Source organism: Paenibacillus elgii NBRC 100335 (assembly GCF_004000865.1).
Taxonomy (GTDB): Bacteria; Bacillota; Bacilli; order Paenibacillales; family NBRC-103111; genus Paenibacillus_G; species Paenibacillus_G elgii.
Map to the genome: position 1 here is coordinate 238,681 of NZ_BIMB01000003.1, position 18,419 is coordinate 257,099.

The 18,419-nt window shown below is 49.4% G+C and carries 16 protein-coding genes and 2 pseudogenes; 7 read left to right on the top strand and 11 right to left on the bottom strand.

Translation table 11 applies throughout. The features are described 5' to 3' along the window. Nucleotides 1-179: 179 nt before the first annotated feature. The 3 genes from fabG to PEL01S_RS03795 form a co-directional block, all read right to left on the bottom strand. Nucleotides 180-953, bottom strand: coding sequence for a 3-oxoacyl-ACP reductase FabG (fabG, locus tag PEL01S_RS03785; protein ID WP_127459332.1), 774 nt, complete (start codon nt 951-953; stop codon nt 180-182). Between the two features lie 341 nt (nt 954-1,294). After that, nucleotides 1,295-2,017, bottom strand: coding sequence for a YebC/PmpR family DNA-binding transcriptional regulator (locus PEL01S_RS03790; RefSeq protein WP_010492624.1), 723 nt, complete (start codon nt 2,015-2,017; stop codon nt 1,295-1,297). A 159-nt stretch (nt 2,018-2,176) separates the two neighbouring features. Continuing rightward, nucleotides 2,177-5,356 carry a bifunctional cytochrome P450/NADPH--P450 reductase gene (locus PEL01S_RS03795; protein ID WP_127459333.1) on the bottom strand — a complete coding sequence of 1,060 codons (3,180 nt, stop codon included), beginning with the start codon at nt 5,354-5,356 and terminating at the stop codon, nt 2,177-2,179. Between the two features lie 176 nt (nt 5,357-5,532). Between PEL01S_RS03795 and PEL01S_RS03800 the strand changes: the two genes are divergently transcribed. Beyond that, entirely contained in the window at nt 5,533-6,441 is a 909-nt protein-coding gene (locus PEL01S_RS03800) for a LysR family transcriptional regulator (protein ID WP_127459334.1), read from the top strand. A 34-nt stretch (nt 6,442-6,475) separates the two neighbouring features. Here the strand turns inward: PEL01S_RS03800 and PEL01S_RS03805 are convergent, their stop codons facing one another. From PEL01S_RS03805 to PEL01S_RS03820, 4 genes are all read right to left on the bottom strand, one after another. Continuing rightward, nucleotides 6,476-7,702, bottom strand: a complete 1,227-nt coding sequence (locus tag PEL01S_RS03805; RefSeq protein ID WP_127459335.1) for an epoxide hydrolase family protein — start codon at nt 7,700-7,702, stop codon at nt 6,476-6,478. A 54-nt stretch (nt 7,703-7,756) separates the two neighbouring features. Further along, nucleotides 7,757-8,200 (bottom strand): MarR family winged helix-turn-helix transcriptional regulator, encoded by a 444-nt coding sequence (locus PEL01S_RS03810; protein WP_108533575.1) that lies wholly within the window; start codon nt 8,198-8,200, stop codon nt 7,757-7,759. Nucleotides 8,201-8,282: 82 nt separating this feature from the next. Then, nucleotides 8,283-8,513 (bottom strand): site-specific integrase, encoded by a 231-nt coding sequence (locus PEL01S_RS03815; RefSeq protein WP_239551074.1) that lies wholly within the window; start codon nt 8,511-8,513, stop codon nt 8,283-8,285. Between the two features lie 405 nt (nt 8,514-8,918). After that, a complete protein-coding gene (locus tag PEL01S_RS03820) occupies nt 8,919-9,479 on the bottom strand; it encodes a GNAT family N-acetyltransferase (RefSeq protein ID WP_127459336.1) in 561 nt (186 codons plus the stop codon). Nucleotides 9,480-9,725: 246 nt separating this feature from the next. Here PEL01S_RS03820 and PEL01S_RS03825 point away from each other — a divergent pair, with 246 nt between their 5' ends. Further along, a complete protein-coding gene (locus tag PEL01S_RS03825; RefSeq protein WP_063177991.1) occupies nt 9,726-9,950 on the top strand; it encodes a transcriptional regulator in 225 nt (74 codons plus the stop codon). Between the two features lie 337 nt (nt 9,951-10,287). Here the strand turns inward: PEL01S_RS03825 and PEL01S_RS03830 are convergent, their stop codons facing one another. The 4 genes and pseudogenes from PEL01S_RS03830 to PEL01S_RS03845 all read right to left on the bottom strand — a co-directional run. Continuing rightward, nucleotides 10,288-11,103 carry an N-acetyltransferase gene (locus PEL01S_RS03830; RefSeq protein WP_127459337.1) on the bottom strand — a complete coding sequence of 272 codons (816 nt, stop codon included), beginning with the start codon at nt 11,101-11,103 and terminating at the stop codon, nt 10,288-10,290. An 89-nt stretch (nt 11,104-11,192) separates the two neighbouring features. Beyond that, complete coding sequence (locus PEL01S_RS03835; RefSeq protein WP_127459338.1) at nt 11,193-12,368, bottom strand: DUF4272 domain-containing protein; 1,176 nt, start codon at nt 12,366-12,368, stop codon at nt 11,193-11,195. A gap of 200 nt (nt 12,369-12,568) precedes the next feature. Beyond that, the gene (locus PEL01S_RS03840) at nt 12,569-12,994 is read right to left on the bottom strand and encodes a GNAT family N-acetyltransferase (protein WP_255320068.1); all 426 of its coding nucleotides are present in this window, start codon (nt 12,992-12,994) and stop codon (nt 12,569-12,571) included. Nucleotides 12,995-13,287: 293 nt separating this feature from the next. Beyond that, a pseudogene (locus PEL01S_RS03845) lies at nt 13,288-13,456 on the bottom strand (group II intron reverse transcriptase/maturase); the annotation flags it as partial. A gap of 447 nt (nt 13,457-13,903) precedes the next feature. Here PEL01S_RS03845 and PEL01S_RS03850 point away from each other — a divergent pair. From PEL01S_RS03850 to PEL01S_RS03870, 5 genes and pseudogenes are all read left to right on the top strand, one after another. Next, complete coding sequence (locus tag PEL01S_RS03850) at nt 13,904-15,070, top strand: FAD-dependent oxidoreductase (protein WP_204343404.1); 1,167 nt, start codon at nt 13,904-13,906, stop codon at nt 15,068-15,070. 177 nt (nt 15,071-15,247) lie between these two features. Beyond that, nucleotides 15,248-15,430: pseudogene (locus PEL01S_RS35825) on the top strand (IS4 family transposase); the annotation flags it as partial. Nucleotides 15,431-15,825: 395 nt separating this feature from the next. After that, nucleotides 15,826-16,617: a MerR family transcriptional regulator gene (locus tag PEL01S_RS03860; RefSeq protein WP_127459340.1), complete on the top strand. Its 792-nt coding sequence runs from the start codon at nt 15,826-15,828 to the stop codon at nt 16,615-16,617. Continuing rightward, a complete protein-coding gene (locus PEL01S_RS03865) occupies nt 16,614-17,270 on the top strand; it encodes a GNAT family N-acetyltransferase (protein WP_063177896.1) in 657 nt (218 codons plus the stop codon). The genes PEL01S_RS03860 and PEL01S_RS03865 overlap by 4 nt, the downstream gene beginning before the upstream one ends. After that, nucleotides 17,267-18,355 carry a DUF418 domain-containing protein gene (locus PEL01S_RS03870; RefSeq protein WP_127459341.1) on the top strand — a complete coding sequence of 363 codons (1,089 nt, stop codon included), beginning with the start codon at nt 17,267-17,269 and terminating at the stop codon, nt 18,353-18,355. The genes PEL01S_RS03865 and PEL01S_RS03870 overlap by 4 nt, the downstream gene beginning before the upstream one ends. Nucleotides 18,356-18,419: the final 64 nt, after the last annotated feature.

Genomic DNA, 18,419 nt, shown 5'->3' on the forward strand with positions numbered 1-18,419 from the left:
CACCTCCATTCTTCCTATTTTGATACGGACTTTGTTCCTTTTCACTGTACAGCTTATCCTAAGGGCAAAGTCAACCGCAAAAAAATAAAACGACCGCTTCCCGATAAAATACCGGTAAACGGCCGTGACATCAATGAGTTCATTCTTCAAAAGACAAGGGCACGCGCCGCCCTTCAGGTTCAGCTCATCGCTTCCAGACTTTCCGGAAGGATCTGCCCGCCATCGACGACGATCGTTTGGCCTGTAATAAAGCCGGCCTCCTTCGAAGCCAAAAAGACAGCGGCGTAAGCGATATCTTCGACACTTCCGAGCCGCTTGAGCGGAATGGACGCCGTCATCGCCTGCAAATATTGGTCTCCGAGGCCTTCCAGCCCTTCCGTCATAATGTTACCGGGCATAACGGCGTTAATCGTAATGTTGTAACGCGCCAGTTCAAGCGCCGCACTGCGCATGAATCCAAGCTGAGCAGCTTTGCTTGCGCCGTAGTGCGACCATCCGGCATAGCCGGTGACCGGCCCCGTAATGGAAGAGGTAACGATGATCCGGCCGTATTCCGCTTTCTTTAGAAATGGCAGGCAGGCTTGGAGAGAATACAGCGTCCCACGCGCATTCGTGTTCATCACCTCGTCCCACTGCTCGCCGGTCATCTCCTCAATCGGCGCATTCGGAAAAATCCCCGCATTGGCGCACAACACGTCGATCCCTCCGAAAACACCGGCCGTCTCGTCGGCCACGCGCTTCATGGATTCCAAATCGGCGACATTGCCTTCAAAAGCATGAGCAGCGCCTCCGTTCTCCCGGATTTCCACCGCCGTTTCCTCCGCTTTCATCAGGCTGCGTGCGACGACGGCAACCTTCGCTCCCTTTGCGGCGAAGGTTTTGGCAATTCCTTTGCCGATTCCTTTGCTGGCTCCGGTCACGATGACCGTCTTATCCTTCAGTGGCGTCAGCATGCAATAACACTCCCGTTCTCTTGAAGTATAGGCTGCTATTTTTTCCATTACTTGGTTCCAACATGATCGTACTACAAATCCAAATGCGTAGGCAATAGAGGAAATCACTCTGACCGGACGAGCAAGTAAACAATTCCGGGAATCAAGCGCTCGTCCAAAGTTCAACTTATGTTTGCCGATGAACGGTTGCGCTAAATATTTCCAGACGTGATGCGAGCATCGCCGGCTGCCTTAAGCTTCAAGCAAATTTGTGATGGGCCATTTTTATTTAGAGAAAACAAAAGCATCGACCCAAATCCGGAGACTGAGCCAATGCTTTTGTTACGAACTGTATACAGAGCTTATTCTTCCGGCAGCTCCACATTGTGATAAACCTGCTGAACATCCTCCAGATCCTCAAGAGCATCGACCAATTTCTCGAACTGCACCAGAGCGTCTCCGGAAAGAGTCACATAATTTTGCGCCAGCATCGTCTGTTCGGCCACGATAAATTCCGTAATGCCCTTTTGCTTGAACGCGGATTGGACGGCATGAAACTGATCCGGCTCGGCATAGACGATAACCGAATCCTCTTCCTCAGCAATATCCCGAACGTCTACATCTGCCTCCATCAATAGCTCCAAAACTTCGTCGGATGTCTTCTCCTCGACTCCAAAGACGGCCGTCGGACTGAACATATAAGTTACAGAACCGCTGACTCCCATGCTTCCTCCGCTTTTATTGAAAGCCGAACGCACGTCCGCGGCAGTGCGGTTTACGTTATTGGTGAGCGTATCGACGATGACCATGGCACCGCTCGGACCGAATCCCTCATACCGAAGCTCCGTATAGCTCTCTTCCGAGTTTCCTTTCGCCTTCTCAATCGCGCGGTCGATGATGGCTTTCGGTACGTTATATGTTTTGGCTCGTTCGAGCACGAATTTTAAAGCTTGATTGGATTCCGGATCAGGTTCGCCCTTCTTCGCCGCGACATAAATCTCAACTCCGAACTTCGCATAGACCCGGCTCGTGCTGGCGTCCTTCGATGCTTTTTTCTCTTTAATATTATTCCACTTACGTCCCATACTGGTACCCGCTTTCTCTTACTTATTTTTTTATCCTTCCCCTATTATATTTAATAAAGCGGTAGTTGGACAAGTCTAGCGTACCTTCGTTTAAAAAAAAGCGGCCAAGGATTGTTTAAAAATGAAAAAAGCCGCAAGATGCGACTTTTTTCATAACAGTTAGATTCCCGCCCAGACATCTTTGGCATAGCTGCCGTTCGACTGAAGACGCTCCAACCATTTTTCCGCTTCTTGCTGCTCAACTCCATGGACGGCCTGATAAGCTTTCTTCAGCTCGTTTTCGACATCTGGCGCCATTTTGCTGCCGTCTCCACACACATAAAGCCGCCCGCCAGCGTCAAGAATACGGATTAACTCTGCTGCGTTGTTCGCCATCAAATGCTGTACGTACGTTTTCGATACGCCTTCTTTGCGAGAAAAAGCCGTATGAAGCGTAACCACGCCGTCTTTTTCGTATTGTTCCAGCTCTTCGCGGTAAATATAATCCGCTTCGTTCCTGCAGCCGAAATAAAGATGGGCCTCGCCCAGCGATTGTCCTTCCCGCTTCATCTGCGCCCGAGCTTGCAGGAATCCGCGGAATGGCGCTACCCCCGTCCCCGGCCCTACCATAATCACGGGAGTCTGCGGATCTTCCGGGAGCTGGAAGCCGGATTCCGGCGTGCGTACGAACATGACGATGTCGGCTCCCGACTGACGCTCCGCCAAATAGTTCGAGGCTACCCCGACATATTCCCCTTGTCCGCTCCAAGCCTGACTGCGGACGACGCCTACCGTAATGCTGGCCCGGCCCGCGTTCATTCGAGGGGAACTGGATATCGAATAATATCTGGGTTTGAGCGGAGGCAGCAGTTCCAAAAACTTCGCGAACGGAATTTCGCAGGCTTCGTATTTTTCAACAAGATCCAGCATCGTGATCCGTTTCTTCAATATCTGTTCTTCGTAGGTCCCCTCTTCTAACAAAGCTTCCAATTCGCGCTTATGTGGAGGACAAACCGTAAAACCGGCGACCTCACGGATTTGGGCTCGCGTTGCCGCCTCCTGCAGCTCCACATTATGGCTAAGCAGATCCGAGAGCGATACGGGCCGGTCTAAAGGCAGATGGGATGCGCTGACCCCGCTCGCCGTTAAAATCACTTGATCTTTCTCACTCAAACCGAACCGCCGCAAAATACGGCCGACGTTCTCTTTTCTGTTACTTGGAAAGACGCCAAGGTGATCGCCCTCTTGATACGTAACCTCCTCCGGCAATTCGATCTCGATATGCCGCGTGCTGCGTCCGCTGTCAGGCTGCTGAAGCTCGCGGTTTTCCGCCACTGTCGCGTGAACCGCATCGTACGATTGAGCGAGAGGCGTCTCGGCAAAGCCGCTGACAAACTGAATGTTCAGGGTACTCCGTTCTTTTTCCGCATTTTCGTTCAGTTTCAGATCGAACGTCTTCATCGCATCGGTCCACATTTGACTTTTCCATGCTTCAAACTGCTTTTCGAAGTCGCCGCTCGCATCAGCTTCTCCGCGAAGGGAGAACCTTGTCGCTCCTTTGGCGGCGAGCTGTTCGTCAATGAACCTCGGCACCTCTTGATACGTCGAGGCCCAGTTGTGGTCCCCGCAGCCAAATACGGAATAATGCACGCCGCTAAGCTCGCCCGCTTCCACCTGCTCCAGCCATTGAACAAACTGTCGCGCATTGCCTGGCGGTTTGCCGTTATAGGAAGAGGTGATGATGATTAAAGCACCTTCCTTCGGCAAATGGCCCAGCCGGTCGTTCAGTGCCGCTGCTTCACTCCGAATGCCGTGCAGACGGGCGAGGTCCGCAAGTTCTTTGGCTATACGTTCTGCGGTTCCCATATTAGAGCCATAAAGCACGAGCAGCGGCCTGTTGTTCACTCCGATGACGGAAGCTAGCTGCGCTTGTTTTGCAGGGCTCGGAGCCTGGGCATCTTCTCCCGGTTTGTCGGGATACACAGCGGTTAGTTTCTTATCCCGCAATTGAACGCGGATCTTGAAGTCGTCCGGCTTCAGCGTCAGCGTCTGTTTGACTTTCAACTGGTAGTTCAAAGGATCGAGCAATTGAAATTGCTGGAGGACCATCCCGAGCACCAAAGTCGCTTCGTGAAGCGTAAACTGCATGCCGATACAGGCTCGCTGCCCGTTCCCGAACGGTTTATAGGCATGGTTCGGTATTTCGCCAGGGTCTTCGAACCGTTCCGGCCGGAATTGCTCCGCATCGTCCCCCCATACCCCTTTATCCCGATGAAGCTTGGGCAGTACAATGGAAACGGCTTCGCCTTTCTTAATCGGATACTTTCCTCCGATGACGGTGTCTTCCTTGGCGAACAGGCTAAATTGGGGAGCGGTCGGCCATAGACGCAAAGACTCGTTTAAAATCATTCGGATATAGTTCAGTTTCAGAACTTGTTCGTACGTTGGCGTTGCGCCTGTCAGCACTTCATCCACTTCGGCGTAAGCCTTTTTTAATACTTCCGGATGCTTTAATAAAAAGTAAATCGTAAATGACAACAGTCCGCTTGTGGTTTCATGGCCTGCGATCAGGAACGTGATAATTTGGTATCGAATATTTTGATCGTCCAGTTGTTGACCGGTCTCGGGATCTTTGGCCGTCAGCATTCGGGCAAGCAAATCGGTTTCTCCCTGATCCCCTTTTGCTTTGCGCTCGGCGATGATTTTATCGACCAAGGAGAACATCAATTGAATATCTTGCTCGTACTGGCGTTTGGTTTTGACCATCAGCATGTTTTGAATCGGCAGCCTGTTGCCGTAATGCATCGCTTCATCCAGAGAACGAACCATACTGACAATAAATGGATTTGGCGTTTCCCTGTAGTAGCTGTTGAAACGATAGTTAAAGCCGCACAAGCCAATAGTGTCCAAGGTGAGCCGTGTCATATCGTCCGGAACGTCGATGCTCTCATCCGGATTGAGGCGCGCCCATTTCTGGACAAGCTGCACAGCGATATCCACCATCATATCATGGTAGCCCTTCATAGCTTGAAGGCTAAAGGAAGGCATCAGAATCGCATGCGCCTTTTTCCAATTCGGCTCTTCCGTCAGACTTGTGAATAGTCCGTCTCCGGCAAAATCGCGTACTTTCAGCAGATGCCCTATCGCTTTGTCAAAACGCGATTCATCGCATACATCGGCCACCAAGTCGGGTCCGGAGATAATATAAACGGATCTTCCCAATGCCTCGAAACGGAAAATTGGACCGTATTCGTCAGCAAGCTTACAGAAAGATAACGTAGGCGAATCCTTATCGATTAACGGAATATTCCCTAGAACGCCATAGGTTTTGGGCTGGGGGATCGGCATCAAATTTTCCATAAAGAAACCTCCCTCTTTTATAGAGTTAATATTCCCCAACATCGGTAACAAAAATTACCCCAACCTTCGAAAACTTATTCGAAAGTATGGGTTTATTTTAACCGCGGCAATCCATAATATCCAATATATAATTGAACATCAATTCATTACATTGAAACAATGAATGGAGTAAAGCAATGGAACTGCAGCAGCTTCGTTATTTTCAAACCGTAGCCCGATTGGAGCACATGACACAGGCAGCCGAGGAATTAAACATTACCCAACCGGCGCTGAGCAGAACGATCTCCCGATTAGAAGAAGATATCGGCGTTCCCCTTTTTGAAAGAAAGGGACGTCATATTCGGCTGAATCGATATGGCGAAATTTTTCTTGCCCACCTGGAGCGGTCGTTTCTGGAGCTGGATCAAGCCAAGAAGAAAATCAATGACATGGCCCAGATCGAACATCTTTCCGTTTCCATCGCTACCACAAACGTCAGTTTATTTCCGAGTCTGGTATCGGCCTTTCTGCGTCAATACCCGGATATCCGGATACGTCAGTATTTGCGAAGCGACATCAATATGTATCAATTGCTGGAAAAAGGCGAGATCGACATGTGCATTTCTTCCGAGCCGATAGAAGGCCCCGATGTCCAATGGGACCCATTATTTTCGGAAGAATTGTTATTGCTGGTGCCGAGAGAGGAGCGCTTTGTGCATCGTCAAGAAATACAGCTGACGGAGGTCGCCGACGAACGATTTATTAGCAGCAACACGAGCTACGATTCGTCGAATTGGCTGGAAAAGCTTTGTCAGCAAGCCGGCTTTGCTCCCAAAATTTCGTTCGAGGGAAATGATTCGGTTGTCATCGGAGAAATGGTGAGTCTCGGTCTAGGCATCTCGTTTATCCCGAAGCCTCTTTGGGAAAAGTTCTCCGAACTATTAAAGGATCGGCTTCATGTTCTGACCCTAACCGAGCCCCACTGCACCATGACGACCGGCATATCGAGAATCATGGGCCGTTATCTGCCCGCAGCCGCGCAAACCTTCTACAGCTTCGCGATTCAGCGCGCTTGGGATGAAAAAAATGGACATCCCGTCTTTTGAAAACGGATGTCCATTTAGGATGCGGGATACTCGCTTATCTGCGTCCCCGAAAGGTGCAGCGCAAGTCGTCAACCCACTGGTCCGGAATTTCCCAGGGGATGAAGTGGCCGCCCCGGTCGTGAACGGAGATATTGACATGGTTGTACCAGGACGCGCGGTCGCTGTCCAGAAAGTGCCGAACCCGATTTTCGGTCGTAATGCCCGGCGGATTCTCATAGCTTACGAACGTAATGCCGGTAGGCGCCTCTACAACCGGCCATCGGTCGTGAGACGGTGTCCACGGGTAACGGTTGGCGTTCGCGTAGAAGCGAATGGAAGTTTCGATGGCGTTGTTCGCCCAGAAGATCGTCGCGTGAGTAAGCAAATCGTCCTTCGAAAAGACACGCTCGACGTTTCCGCCATTGTCGCTCCATTTGGCCCATCGCTCCAGAATCCATGCAAGCATGCCTACCGGGGAATCGCACAGCCCATAAGCGAGCGTACTCGGATCGAGCACGTGTACGGCGAGGTGCGACGCGAAACGACGATCAAACTTCAGGATCTCGTTCCGTATGCTTTCAGGGATATGATCAGGAATCGGCTGCCCTCCGGAGAAATCCCAGGCGCGCTCGCCGTTGAAAAAGCTCAGCTTTAGCGCAGACCCGATGTGGATTGCGTAGAGCTCGCTGCTATATTTATGTCCGAGCTGGCCCGTTACAAGGGCGCCTATATCGCATCCCCCGGCGGCGTACTTCTCATAACCGAGAACCTCCGTCATGAGCGCGTGCCATAGATCCGCGACCTTCCAGAAGTTCATATCCGGATTGTTCGGCAGTGGCGTTGAGAAACCGAAGCCGGGAAGCGATGGCACGATCACGTCGAAAGCCTCCGCGGGATCTCCCCCGAATGCGCCGGGGTCGGCAAGCGGATCGATCACCTTGGACCAATGCCAAAACGTCCACGGCCAGCCATGGGTCAAAATCAGCGGAATCGGGTTCGGTCCTACGCCGGGTTTGCGCATAAAGTGGACAGGAACGCTGTTGACGTTTACTTTGTAGTGCTCGTAGACGTTGATCGCGGCCTCGGATTTGCGCCAGTCGAATTCGTTGATCCAGTAGTCGACCAATTCCTCAAGGTAGCGCCGGCTGACGCCGTAATACCAGTCGTCGTTACCGGCATCGAGGGGCCATCTGGTGGCTTTCAGCCGGGTTCTCAGATCTGCGAGCAGATCGTCCGGCACGTAGATAGGAGTCGGTTCAAGCGCGGATAGAGATTGTGTCATGAGTACTCCTCCTTGGTCGATTAAAATGGGAGCGCGGAGCTGCCGCCGACTGAGCTAAGCGTTTCCAAGCTCGGCAAGGCGCGTCAATGCGGGCAGCGCGGATGCGATAGCAGCTCTTTCCCCTGGAGAGAGCCCTTCAATAAGCCTGGCGATCTGCATAATGCGTTCAGTCCGGCGTGAATCAATGACGCTGGCCCCTTGGGGTGTAATATGGACGAGCACCGCACGACCATCGCTCGGATCGGGACGGCGCTCAACCAGCCCATCGCGTTCGAGCCGAGTCACCAGCTGCGTAATAGCGGATTGCGTTACCTGTTCCGTCGCAATCAACTCGCTCAGCCTCATAGGGCTTCTAAGAGATAGCGTGTGTAATACGGATAGCGTGGTGAAGCTCAGCTTTTCAATGGACGGCATCCGGATGAATATCCTTGTCAATTCTTCGAACGCCATAGCGAAGTCGCTCACGTTCAATTCAGTAAAGTTCGTTTTAGGTTCCATGGATAAAAATATATCAGAAATTTATATAAATGTCTAATGTAAATCCATTTTTTTCGTTCTTGGGGTGGTACCAGCGTAGCTGTCACCGAGCATCATCGATGCCCTGCTTTTTGGGCCGAGTCAGCAGGAAATGATGCAACTTATGTGGCGACAAGTTTTGAACAAGGCCAGCTTCATCCGAATATTTGGACAATATCTTTCTTATTCCCCGGTCCGTGTACCTCTTCTTCCAAGATGATTTAAACAAATATTTTCCCACGCCGGACATGCCGAGGAATACCACGATTTTTCCTGGTTGCAGATATTCACTCAACCCGTCTAAACCACTCCCGGTGTGACTGGAAACTGCGTATACCGGCACATTAGGAGCGGTTTTCTGAACCTCAGCTAACGGTGCGCTGAAATCCGGGGCTAAGTCAATTAGGGACGACACGATAAATACGTAATCAACATTCGTTGCTACGACTTGCTCCAATATGGTTTTGACATACCCTACTGCGTGTCCCGAATAGTCAGAGCGAGAAAATTCCGAGCGGCGAGCCAGCAGTTTGGCAATACGCGAAGCGCCGTTATCGTTGTTTTGTTATTCTTGGGCATAAAAACACCGCGAACATGCAGCCTCCTAAGAAGCTGCTGTTTCGCGGCGAAAAGCCAAAAGTCGGCTATGGTCAAAAATCATACCACATATAAGCACCCTATTGTTGAATTATGTTCAATTTCAAACGAATAAAGCCATTAATATTAAATCTTGATAGCCGTCATCCAATTTTACACCCTTTGCTTTTCTACCCTCTTCAAAAAAGCCTAGATTCTTATATAAGTGGATTGCACCTAAATTATCTTCCATTACCTCAAGACAAACTTTTTCAATTTTACTATTATTTTTAGCCCAATTGATTAACGTTTCTAGAAGAGCTCTTCCAATACCATAATTTCGATATTCAGGTAGTATGGTCATCGCAAAAGCTCCTTGATGACTAATTTTTTCTTTGTTTCCGTTCTTAAAATCTATTGCACCGACTAACTTACCATCAACTTCAGCAATAAACTGTACATAATTTGGATTTTCATGATAATCTTTTAATGTTTTTTGAATAGCATCAACACTCATCTTTTTTACATCCTCAACCGTACTTAGCATGTATGGAGCGTTTATTAAAGCTTTTGAAGCAGAACTTAGCATTCTTTCTGCATCCTGTTCTTTAGCTTCTCTAATTATTACTGTTTTTCCATCCTTAGATTTATAAGTAAAAACATTAGTTGATAGTATATTACACACACCCTTTCGGAATTTAATTAATCGGATTTTTTAACTATTCCACAGTTCTTAAGTAAGGGAAAGTCGTATCACCTTTTTCTGCAATCGCTCTCCTTAACTTAATAACAATTATATCCATCAAGAGTGCCTGGGGCGGGCACGCTGTTTACGCTCACGATTCCCGAGATCCAAGCGGGGATGAAGCTAAAGCGGAAAGGAAATCATAAGATTCGTTGGGCGATTTTTTCTGAGAGGGGCATTTGCATATTGAAGTACGAACTTGGCCGTTGCCTGCTAGAAGAAAGGCTTCAGGAAGCAGGAATACCGCTGGAACGGCTGGCGCTTGAACTGCGGGTGAGACGGGAGCGGCTGGATGACTTTATCGACAATAAAAGAGTGATGTCTCTTAAGTTCGCGATTTCGATCGCCGATACGCTTCAGTGCGAGGTGCGCAGCCTGTACGAATTAACGCCTTCCGATGAACACCGTTAGTCAGCGGATGGGTAACAGAAAGTGAACTTTCCACAAAATAAGGCCTGAAGTTAGTGACTAATATATATCCACTTACTTTGCCCCTGGTGACAGCGACGCTGGTACTCCCCCTTTTTACAGGTGAATCTAGCTATTCATGATAATCATCCATACGGCTGTCGAATTCGTCATGGCCAGCCGCCCCCTCCCCTATGCTTTTTCCAAAACAACAAAACCTCCCGTCTCGCTTTCCTCAAGCGGGAATGGAGGTTATTGGCCGTTTCGGCAACGATATACGAAAAATTAGGATTGCTGGAATGAAAAAACAGCAAACCTGTAGATGTGAGATTGAGTTGGTTTAAGACAGCGGTGCCCAAACTGCTCTTGTCCAAGCCATACGCATCCCAATTCGTTCCATATTATTTTGACTCGAGCTTCCGAAACGCGCTTGTGCTACAACAAGTTCACAACCGGCTTTGTACGCTTCATGCATCCGCCAATTCAAAAGAGCAGTTTGCAAGCCCCTCCTTCTACATTCGGGAATCGTTGCTGCTAACGTGAAGGAGGCGATGCCCCCGCTAACGTGCATGACAGCCACAGCCGTTGGCACATCATTCCAATAAGCCAAAAATAATTTCCAACCGGGACGGTTCAGCAAACCTATGTTGTTGTTCACAAAATGGTGCTTATGTGCGAGATCCATACCGGTCCCGACACAATGGATGCCCGCATAAATGTCAAAATCGGCTTGATTGTCGATTAGGCGTATTTTTATATTTCGAGGGAGATCTGGCAAATCCCCCCTGGGCCGACCATATAGCACAGAGTGAAAGCTCTCCTGGAACAATCCGTTCTCGGCCAAATGCCTACATAACATTGGACTCGCAGTTCCAGGATTTAAATCCAATTGAAATGCTCGATCTCTTTCGCGGTAGAAATGAATAATTTCCTCCAGCCTGCCCAAGTCTTCTTGCGAGAACCCCTTAACCGAATTGAATAACCCCCAGGGCATCGTTCGGATATAAAAGGCCGTGGTGCTTCCGAATTTTTTAATTTCGACGCCTTCCGGATTGCCGCTTCGCTCACTGATGGAACGAATCCTTGAAGTTATAAAATCGATTTCGGATTGTTGAATCCGTTCAGCCAGTTGTTCGTTGATTACCGGTAACCGCAATTTAGGGTCACTTCCTATTCCGGTTTAATCCAATACACACAGCGGTTATCGCCTTTTAAGATATGCTCGCCTTTTGTCATCTCTTGATTCTAGGTATCCATCGAAATATGATCCCACGCTTCATCGCGGTGACCTATGATCCAGAACAATCCCCGGCGTCTTTCTAAGACGATGCTTTCGTTCATGCCGGCCGGAGCTTCCTCCCCTTGGATTCGACTGTTGACGCACGCCCAGTGAAGCCGATAAATTTTGTCAGCCTCATCCAACATCTCTTCCTCGCTGCGCATTGCGGTTTTGAGAACGAATTGTTCGAACGTTTCGCAGCTGGAAACGACTTGAATCGCATAGTCACAGTCGCATACTTGATCGGGAAAATCAAGCGTCTCCACAAGGCCCAGCGCCCAAATCAGCGTCCAGTACGCTTCGTATTGCCAGGAAATATTGATCGCCTCTTCCCTAGCTGGCTCATCATCCTGCAATAGCTTTCTTTCGTTCTCCGTGAGGTACTTTTCCACGCCAAATTTTCGCAGCATGCCGGTGAAAAAGTCTCTCGATCCCTCAATATCTTCGCCTTGCGCCACGTCGCAAGCGTATTGGATGACGATTAATACGGTGACCGCTCTTCTTGCGATGTCTTCTTTTGACTTAAACCGGCATTGCCCCAAGGGCGGAAGCTGCGGCAGTCCGTGAATAAACGGAATCTTTCTTTCACTTAAATAGGCGATGGACTTGCTTTTTCGTTGTTCGCCTTCCTCGGAAGTGATTTCAGGACCGAGTACCTTTCTGGTGCAGGCGTGAGGCCTGAAATTAGACGGGCCCGAAGTGCCGTCGGGATACACAATAACCTCTCCCGCTTGATCAAGCAAAACTCCGTTCGGCAAAAAGCCTATTCCTCCGACTCGCGACAGCAGCCCCGTAAATAATTGCAGCTGCCCGTCGGTAATGTCCTTCTCCGCTTCGATCGCAAGCATCGTATTTAAGACGGATATTTGCGTCATGACTAACCCTTTGAGGTTTTCGTCTTCAAAAGGAATGCGATCATAAAACCCCATCATCCCGGGAATATTGTTAGCGAAATAATCGGGATTCGTATCCTCGGACGCGACTCTTATCGTTATTTTATGTTTGCTGAACAGCGTTTTGGACTTCAGAAAATAATCATTGTCGTCTCTCTTAATTTCGTAGCCTTTTGCAAATATGTCCGATATCATAGTTTCGATATCATCAATATCGTTCCTCGATGCGAATATCGTGAAGTGTTTCAAGGTGTGCTCCTCCCCAAATCCATCTTTTGCCTATGTTTGAATTTACTCTATAAGCGCGTCGAGTTCAATAGATACTAACGATTATTTTAGTTTAAACTGTAATTTAGAAAATAATGTACTAGACTTATGGACGCCATTATGACTAACTGGAGTAATATTTAGGAACAACCTTATCTGAGCTTGCAAAGTAGAGGTATATTTTACTCTAGCGGATAATCATAGCGAATGAACCCCTTGTGATTGGCGACCTTGTCATAGAGCAAACGAGCTGTGGTATTGTCTTGACGAGTTTGCCAGTAGAATCGAGAAGCGTTATGTTCGCGCGCCGATTTCGCGACCCGCTCTATGAGCGCGCGAGCTACCCCATGCCCCCGGGCAGCTTCGTCGACGAATAGATCTTGCAGGTAGCAGGCATCTTCCATCCAGATAGTGCGATGGAATAGGTAGTGAGCTATACCGACCAAATTTCCTTGTAGGTGCGCACCAAAACCATATATACCATCGGCGTTCAGCAATCGGTGCCACACCTCATCATATGTTGAGTCGGGGAGTTCAGTCTTGTAAAAGGTTTTATAACCTCGAACCAAGATGTTCCAGCGGTTATGGTCTTCTACTCTCAGTGGCACAATGTCAATCGAGATTTGTTTATTCGATATTCCTGCGATTTTGGATCATCCTTTCAATTGTAATAAGAGCAACAAAGGTTAGTATCTCAACTTTCGCAGCTTGAAATCGGCAAATATGCCTTAATGTAGTTGGGCAAACCCGCAATCCATTGCTGGAGTTGACGCTGAATAAGCGTTGAAATCTTCTTTCCGGCTTTTGTGGCCATAAGTACTGCTCGTGAGGTTTTCCTCAAGCAGCTCACCCCGTAAGCTTCATCGCTAGGGTTATGTGACCTATCAAACGTCGGACATTTTCATCGATACCCGTCTGCGCTTTTCAAGGGGTGGACTTTCCAGTCCCAATATAGTCCCAATACGCTCCGATGCTACTTTTTCGTCTCCGTTTCTTTCTCGTCAGCAGGTTCGTATTTTCATCTCCGTGTAATCGCATACCTCTCCAAACGCGGTGCTGGAATTCCCTACCACGCCTAGCGGTTCCAGTTGTTCGTGTAGTCGCTGTAGAGCCTGTTCGGCCCAGCCGCGTTTGCTGGAAGCTCAGTTCGGATGTTCTCCAGAAACGGGATGCCCTCTTCGCGTTCCACATCTGCGAAGCTTGTTCCGTCAATGCCCGGCGCGAGCTCCGTTCGAATTAGACGTAGAATGCTGCAGCTCTTGCCTTCCTTTCGTGGCGCATCCCGTAAGACTAAAAGAGGTTCGCCTCACAAGGCAGGCACCGACTAATTGAAACGAGAGAGTTGAGATACATAGTTAATATTCAGTTCATAAAGCTATTGCATTCTATACATTGTAATCAACAATATTCAGAAATCATAAAAATTCTTCCTTACCCTAGCGTGATCATTGAACAGTGACGTGTCAGGATTGGGTTATATTGTTGATTAAATAAAAATTAGAAAGAGGATGAATAGCATGACTAAAAAAACGATATCAGGAAAAGTGACGACACCCGTCACGATCGTCGGCGCGGGCCTCGGCGGCCTCACTCTCGCACGGGTTCTCCACGTTCACGGCATCCCCGCAACAATCTACGAAGCGGAGCCCTCGGCGGAGGCCCGCGCGCAGGGCGGGCAACTCGACATTCACGAGGACAATGGACAACTCGCGCTCCAGGCAGCAGGGCTGTTCGACGAGTTCCTCGGCCTGATACACAAAGGTGGCGAAGCGACGCGGGTGCTTGACCAGCACGGGAAGGTGCTCTTCGACAAGCCCGACGATGGCAACGCCGGACGGCCCGAGGTGCTTCGGGGCGATCTGCGGCGCCTCCTCATTGACTCCCTGCCTGCGGAGACAATCCAGTGGGGGAAGAAGCTCATCAATGTAGAGCCTCATGGCGACGGACGGCATGAGCTGACGTTCGCGGATGGATCCACCGTGAGCACCGAACTCCTCGTAGGTGCGGACGGAGCCTGGTCGAAGATCCGTCCGCTGCTCTCTGACGCGCAGCCCGAGTATGTCGGCACGACACTCATCGAGACCTACCTTTATGACGCCGACGTGCGGCACTCCGCGGCGGCCAAGGCGGTCGGCAGCGGCGCGATGTTCGCGCTCGCCCCGGGAATGGGGATCAGCGCACACCGCGAGGCGGAGGACATCCTCCATACGTACGTCCAGTTAAACCGTCCCGTCGAGTGGATCGCCGGTATCGACTTTACTGACGCCACCGCCGCGACGCGAGCCGTCGCGGCCGAGTTTGACGGGTGGGCGCCGGAACTCACCGCGCTGATCACCGACAGCGAAACCGCACCGATCCCTCGCATGATCAACGCACTCCCGATCGGCCACCGTTGGAACCGCGTGCCCGGGGTGACACTCCTCGGTGATGCCGCGCACTTGATGCCGCCGGCCGGCGAGGGGGCGAACTTGGCGATGTTCGACGGCGCCGAGCTCGCGAAGGCGATCGCCGCACACCAAGGCGATATCGAAGCTGCACTCACCGCCTACGAAGAGGCGCTGTTCCCGCGCAGCGAGTCGGCCGCCGCGGGTTCGCACATGATCCTAGGGCTCTGCCTCGACGATCGCGCGCCGTTCGGATTCATCGATTTCCTCGCCGGTGCCCTCGAGGAGGAGCACACCTGACCCGCGCAGCCCTGATCCACATTGCCGGCCCCGATGTGTCCGTGGTACCTTCCGGATTTTTGCAACTTCTGGAAACGAGAGGAACCCCGTTCCTTGGATAAGGACAGGGTTCCTTGACAAACGGTCACACGGCTACAAGCGTCGGCAGGAAGCGCTTCTGTCGGCTCCCCAAGTCGTTGGCAGCATCGACAAAGTACAGATGCACGCACGTTCGGCGGTCTGTTTTATGTCCTGTGTGACGAAGTCGGCACACTGGATTGGACTGTCGCCTTGCAACAATTGCTCGAGCTTGTCAGCGAAATCGCGACGAAGGCAGGAAAGAAGCTATCGGCTCTGATTCAGCGTCAACTCCAACACTAGGTTACCCGTCTGCCCAGTTACATCAAGGCTTGTTTGCCAATTCCATGCTGCGAAAGTTGAGTCAGTATAAATAAATTATATTGGCTTATTGGTATATGATATAGAACCAATACAAAAATCTTTTATTAGACCAATTTATAATGAGAAACGTAACACAATGATCATAGACCATTACGTTAACGGATTACGATAGATTGAATGTTAACCACAACAGCGGTAGAAAAGGACTTTGATTTCGCGTCCTTGTCTGCCGCTGTTGCATTTGACGGATCAGTCTAAAACATCAGCAACTCCAGTCTACAACTTTATTTTCTTCGAACATAAACACTTGACCTTAGGTCTGACCTAAGGTGTATCGTTAAGATATTCCAAGCCTCATCCTAGGAGTGAGCTTTATGAAAAGTGAAATTACGATTAGTGAATTAGCTAAGCTTATGAACGTGTCTGTTCATCAAATTCGTTATTTTGAAGAGAAAGGTGTTCTTCAACCTGCTTACACGGATCATAATCAGTACAGAATGTACAGCATGGATCAAGTTTATCAGCTGGCGCATATTCTATTGCTTCGCAAGCTGAGAGTGCCTGTTCAGTCCATAAAAGATTGCATGACTTCCTATTCTGCGGATCAATATCGCCAGCTTCTTCAGCATTCCCTGCGGGAAATCGATGCGGAGCTGCAGCGGCTCCAAGAGCTTCAGCAGTTCATCAAAAAAGTTTTGCATGAACAACAAAGCTTCAGCTCGCAGCCCAATCCATACCAAATCAAGCGGCGAGATGACACTTATCTGGCACGTTGGATTGAACTGGATTCGCACACGAAGCTGAATGCCGCACGTTTGGCGGAACAGACGAAGCGCGTTCCGAACTTGTTCGAATCGGACATTCATTATGTATACGACGGTTCGAGCACCGTTACCTTATACCTGGAAACGCAGGCGCCCGGCGATTTGTCTTTACCCGGCGGCGATTACCTTTCCATACAGAGCCTTGTGAATGAAGACGAAGATCTTGAACCGTTGATTGAACAGTTTTACGACTATGCCGCCCGGCAATCTCATATCATCACGGGTCCTCTGATTCTCGTTGAAAAATCTTATTTATCCCTATTTAGCGAAAACAAGCTGCACTACGAGCTGCAGGCCTTAATCGAACCGACTGCAAAATCCGAAAGGAGGCATGGAACATGACGGCCGCACCTATAACGATTGAACCTATACAGGCCAAATATAATTCACAGGTCAGCCGACTGCTTGTCCAAGGGTTTGGCCGAAAATTTCAAAACCTGACGAGTATGAGTGACGGCGAGCTTGCTCTTTTTTTCGAAAAGCTTCTTGACCATTTTCCTGCCGACCCGGCAAGTCAACGAATGGTCGCCCTGCAGGATGGAGAAGTGATCGGAACCATATCCATCAAATGGAAACCCGAATCGGATTGGAAGCAAAAGCAAAACCTTCCTTCGTGGGAGAGCTTCAATCGGTTCGGAACATGGAAGCTGCTTAAAATGCGGTTCGGTTTATATTTGTTCGACCATAAACCAGAAGCAGGAGAATGTTATATTTCCGACGTTGCTGTCCATCCAGAGCATCGAGGCAAAGGAGTTGGAAAGCTGCTATTGCAATGGGCCCAGTATTTTGTTCAAACAAAGCCAAGCCTCGATAGGCTAAGTTTGTACGTCTCAGGTAAAAACCCGCGGGCGAAGCAGCTATACGAGCAGTTATTATTCCGTACTCATTCACAAACGAAAAGTTTAATGTGGCACCTCTTATTCAAAGAAATGAAGTGGGATTATATGGTAATGGGATTTGCAAAGGAAGCGCTAAAGGGAGATGATGCGGTATGAGTCAATCTATGAGTCAAACGAATGAACGGATAACCGCCCTTGATTTTGCCAGAGCATTGGCGATCTTCGGAATGATTATCGTGAATTATAAGCTTGCCATGCAGGCGGAGAATGGCGGACCGGCATGGCTGCAATCGATAGCGGGTTTGTTTGAGGGACGAGCATCCGCATTGTTTGTCGTGCTGGCCGGCATCGGGGTGTCATTAATGACCTCGAAAGCGCGAAACTCAATGAACGAGGAGCTCATTCGTCAAAGCCGGAACGGCTTGTACCGGAGAGCCGCTTTCCTGTTTGGAGCTGGCCTGATTTTATTGTTAATGGGCTGGAGCGCCGACATTTTGCATTATTATGCCGTGTTCATGCTGGTCGCTGCGGTTTTGATCGCTGTATCCGATAATAAAATACTCGGTCTGTTCTTGATGATTCTGTTAACATCACAGTTATTGTTAGTCGTATTCGATTACACCCAAGGGTGGGACTCGAGTTTTAAGCAATATGCGGGCTTTTGGACGATAGAAGGATTCACTCGCAATCTGTTATTTAACGGATTCCATCCTGTCTTTCCTTGGTTAAGCTTCTTCCTCATCGGCTTGTGGATCGGCAGAAAGCGTTGGCTGAATAAAGAAAACCGATCGAAGGTACTGCTTTATTCGCTGTCGGGAACGGTTGTTTTTGAAACGATTTCTTTCGTTTTGGTCCAATGGAACACTCCTGCATTCGGTAAGGCGGCCTTTTATCTTTTTGGGACGAAACCGATGCCGCCTAACATGCTATATGTATTATCCGGCATTTGTTCAGCTTTGGCCGTTATTGCGATCAGTGTTTATATGGTCGAAAAATTCGAGAATTCCCTTCTGATGCAGGCAGTGATCCATACCGGCCAATTATCGTTATCCCATTATATCGGACACATTGTTATCGGGTTAGGACTGCTTGAGACTGTAGGTTATTTAGAAAATGGCAACCTTTCTATCGCCATGGCATATGGAATCGTTTATTTCATGCTCGCCATCGTTTTTTCGGCGGTGTGGAGAAAATGGTTGAAACGAGGTCCGATTGAGCTGATCATGAGAAAATTTTGCTGAGGCGGTCGCAAGGCCAAAAGCGAACGACAGCTGAGCCTCGTTGCTCGATAACTACTCGTTGGAG

Excerpts from the sequence above, each read along its gene's own strand:
- PEL01S_RS03850 (WP_204343404.1), top strand. The coding sequence starts at position 13,904 with ATGACTAAAAAAACGATATCAGGAAAAGTGACGACACCCGTCACGATC.
- PEL01S_RS03805 (WP_127459335.1), bottom strand. The coding sequence starts at position 7,702 with ATGACACAATCTCTATCCGCGCTTGAACCGACTCCTATCTACGTGCCG.
- PEL01S_RS03810 (WP_108533575.1), bottom strand. The coding sequence starts at position 8,200 with ATGGAACCTAAAACGAACTTTACTGAATTGAACGTGAGCGACTTCGCT.
- PEL01S_RS03800 (WP_127459334.1), top strand. The coding sequence starts at position 5,533 with ATGGAACTGCAGCAGCTTCGTTATTTTCAAACCGTAGCCCGATTGGAG.
- PEL01S_RS03860 (WP_127459340.1), top strand. The coding sequence starts at position 15,826 with ATGAAAAGTGAAATTACGATTAGTGAATTAGCTAAGCTTATGAACGTG.
- PEL01S_RS03795 (WP_127459333.1), bottom strand. The coding sequence starts at position 5,356 with ATGGAAAATTTGATGCCGATCCCCCAGCCCAAAACCTATGGCGTTCTA.
- PEL01S_RS03790 (WP_010492624.1), bottom strand. The coding sequence starts at position 2,017 with ATGGGACGTAAGTGGAATAATATTAAAGAGAAAAAAGCATCGAAGGAC.
- PEL01S_RS03865 (WP_063177896.1), top strand. The coding sequence starts at position 16,614 with ATGACGGCCGCACCTATAACGATTGAACCTATACAGGCCAAATATAAT.
- fabG (WP_127459332.1), bottom strand. The coding sequence starts at position 953 with ATGCTGACGCCACTGAAGGATAAGACGGTCATCGTGACCGGAGCCAGC.
- PEL01S_RS03870 (WP_127459341.1), top strand. The coding sequence starts at position 17,267 with ATGAGTCAATCTATGAGTCAAACGAATGAACGGATAACCGCCCTTGAT.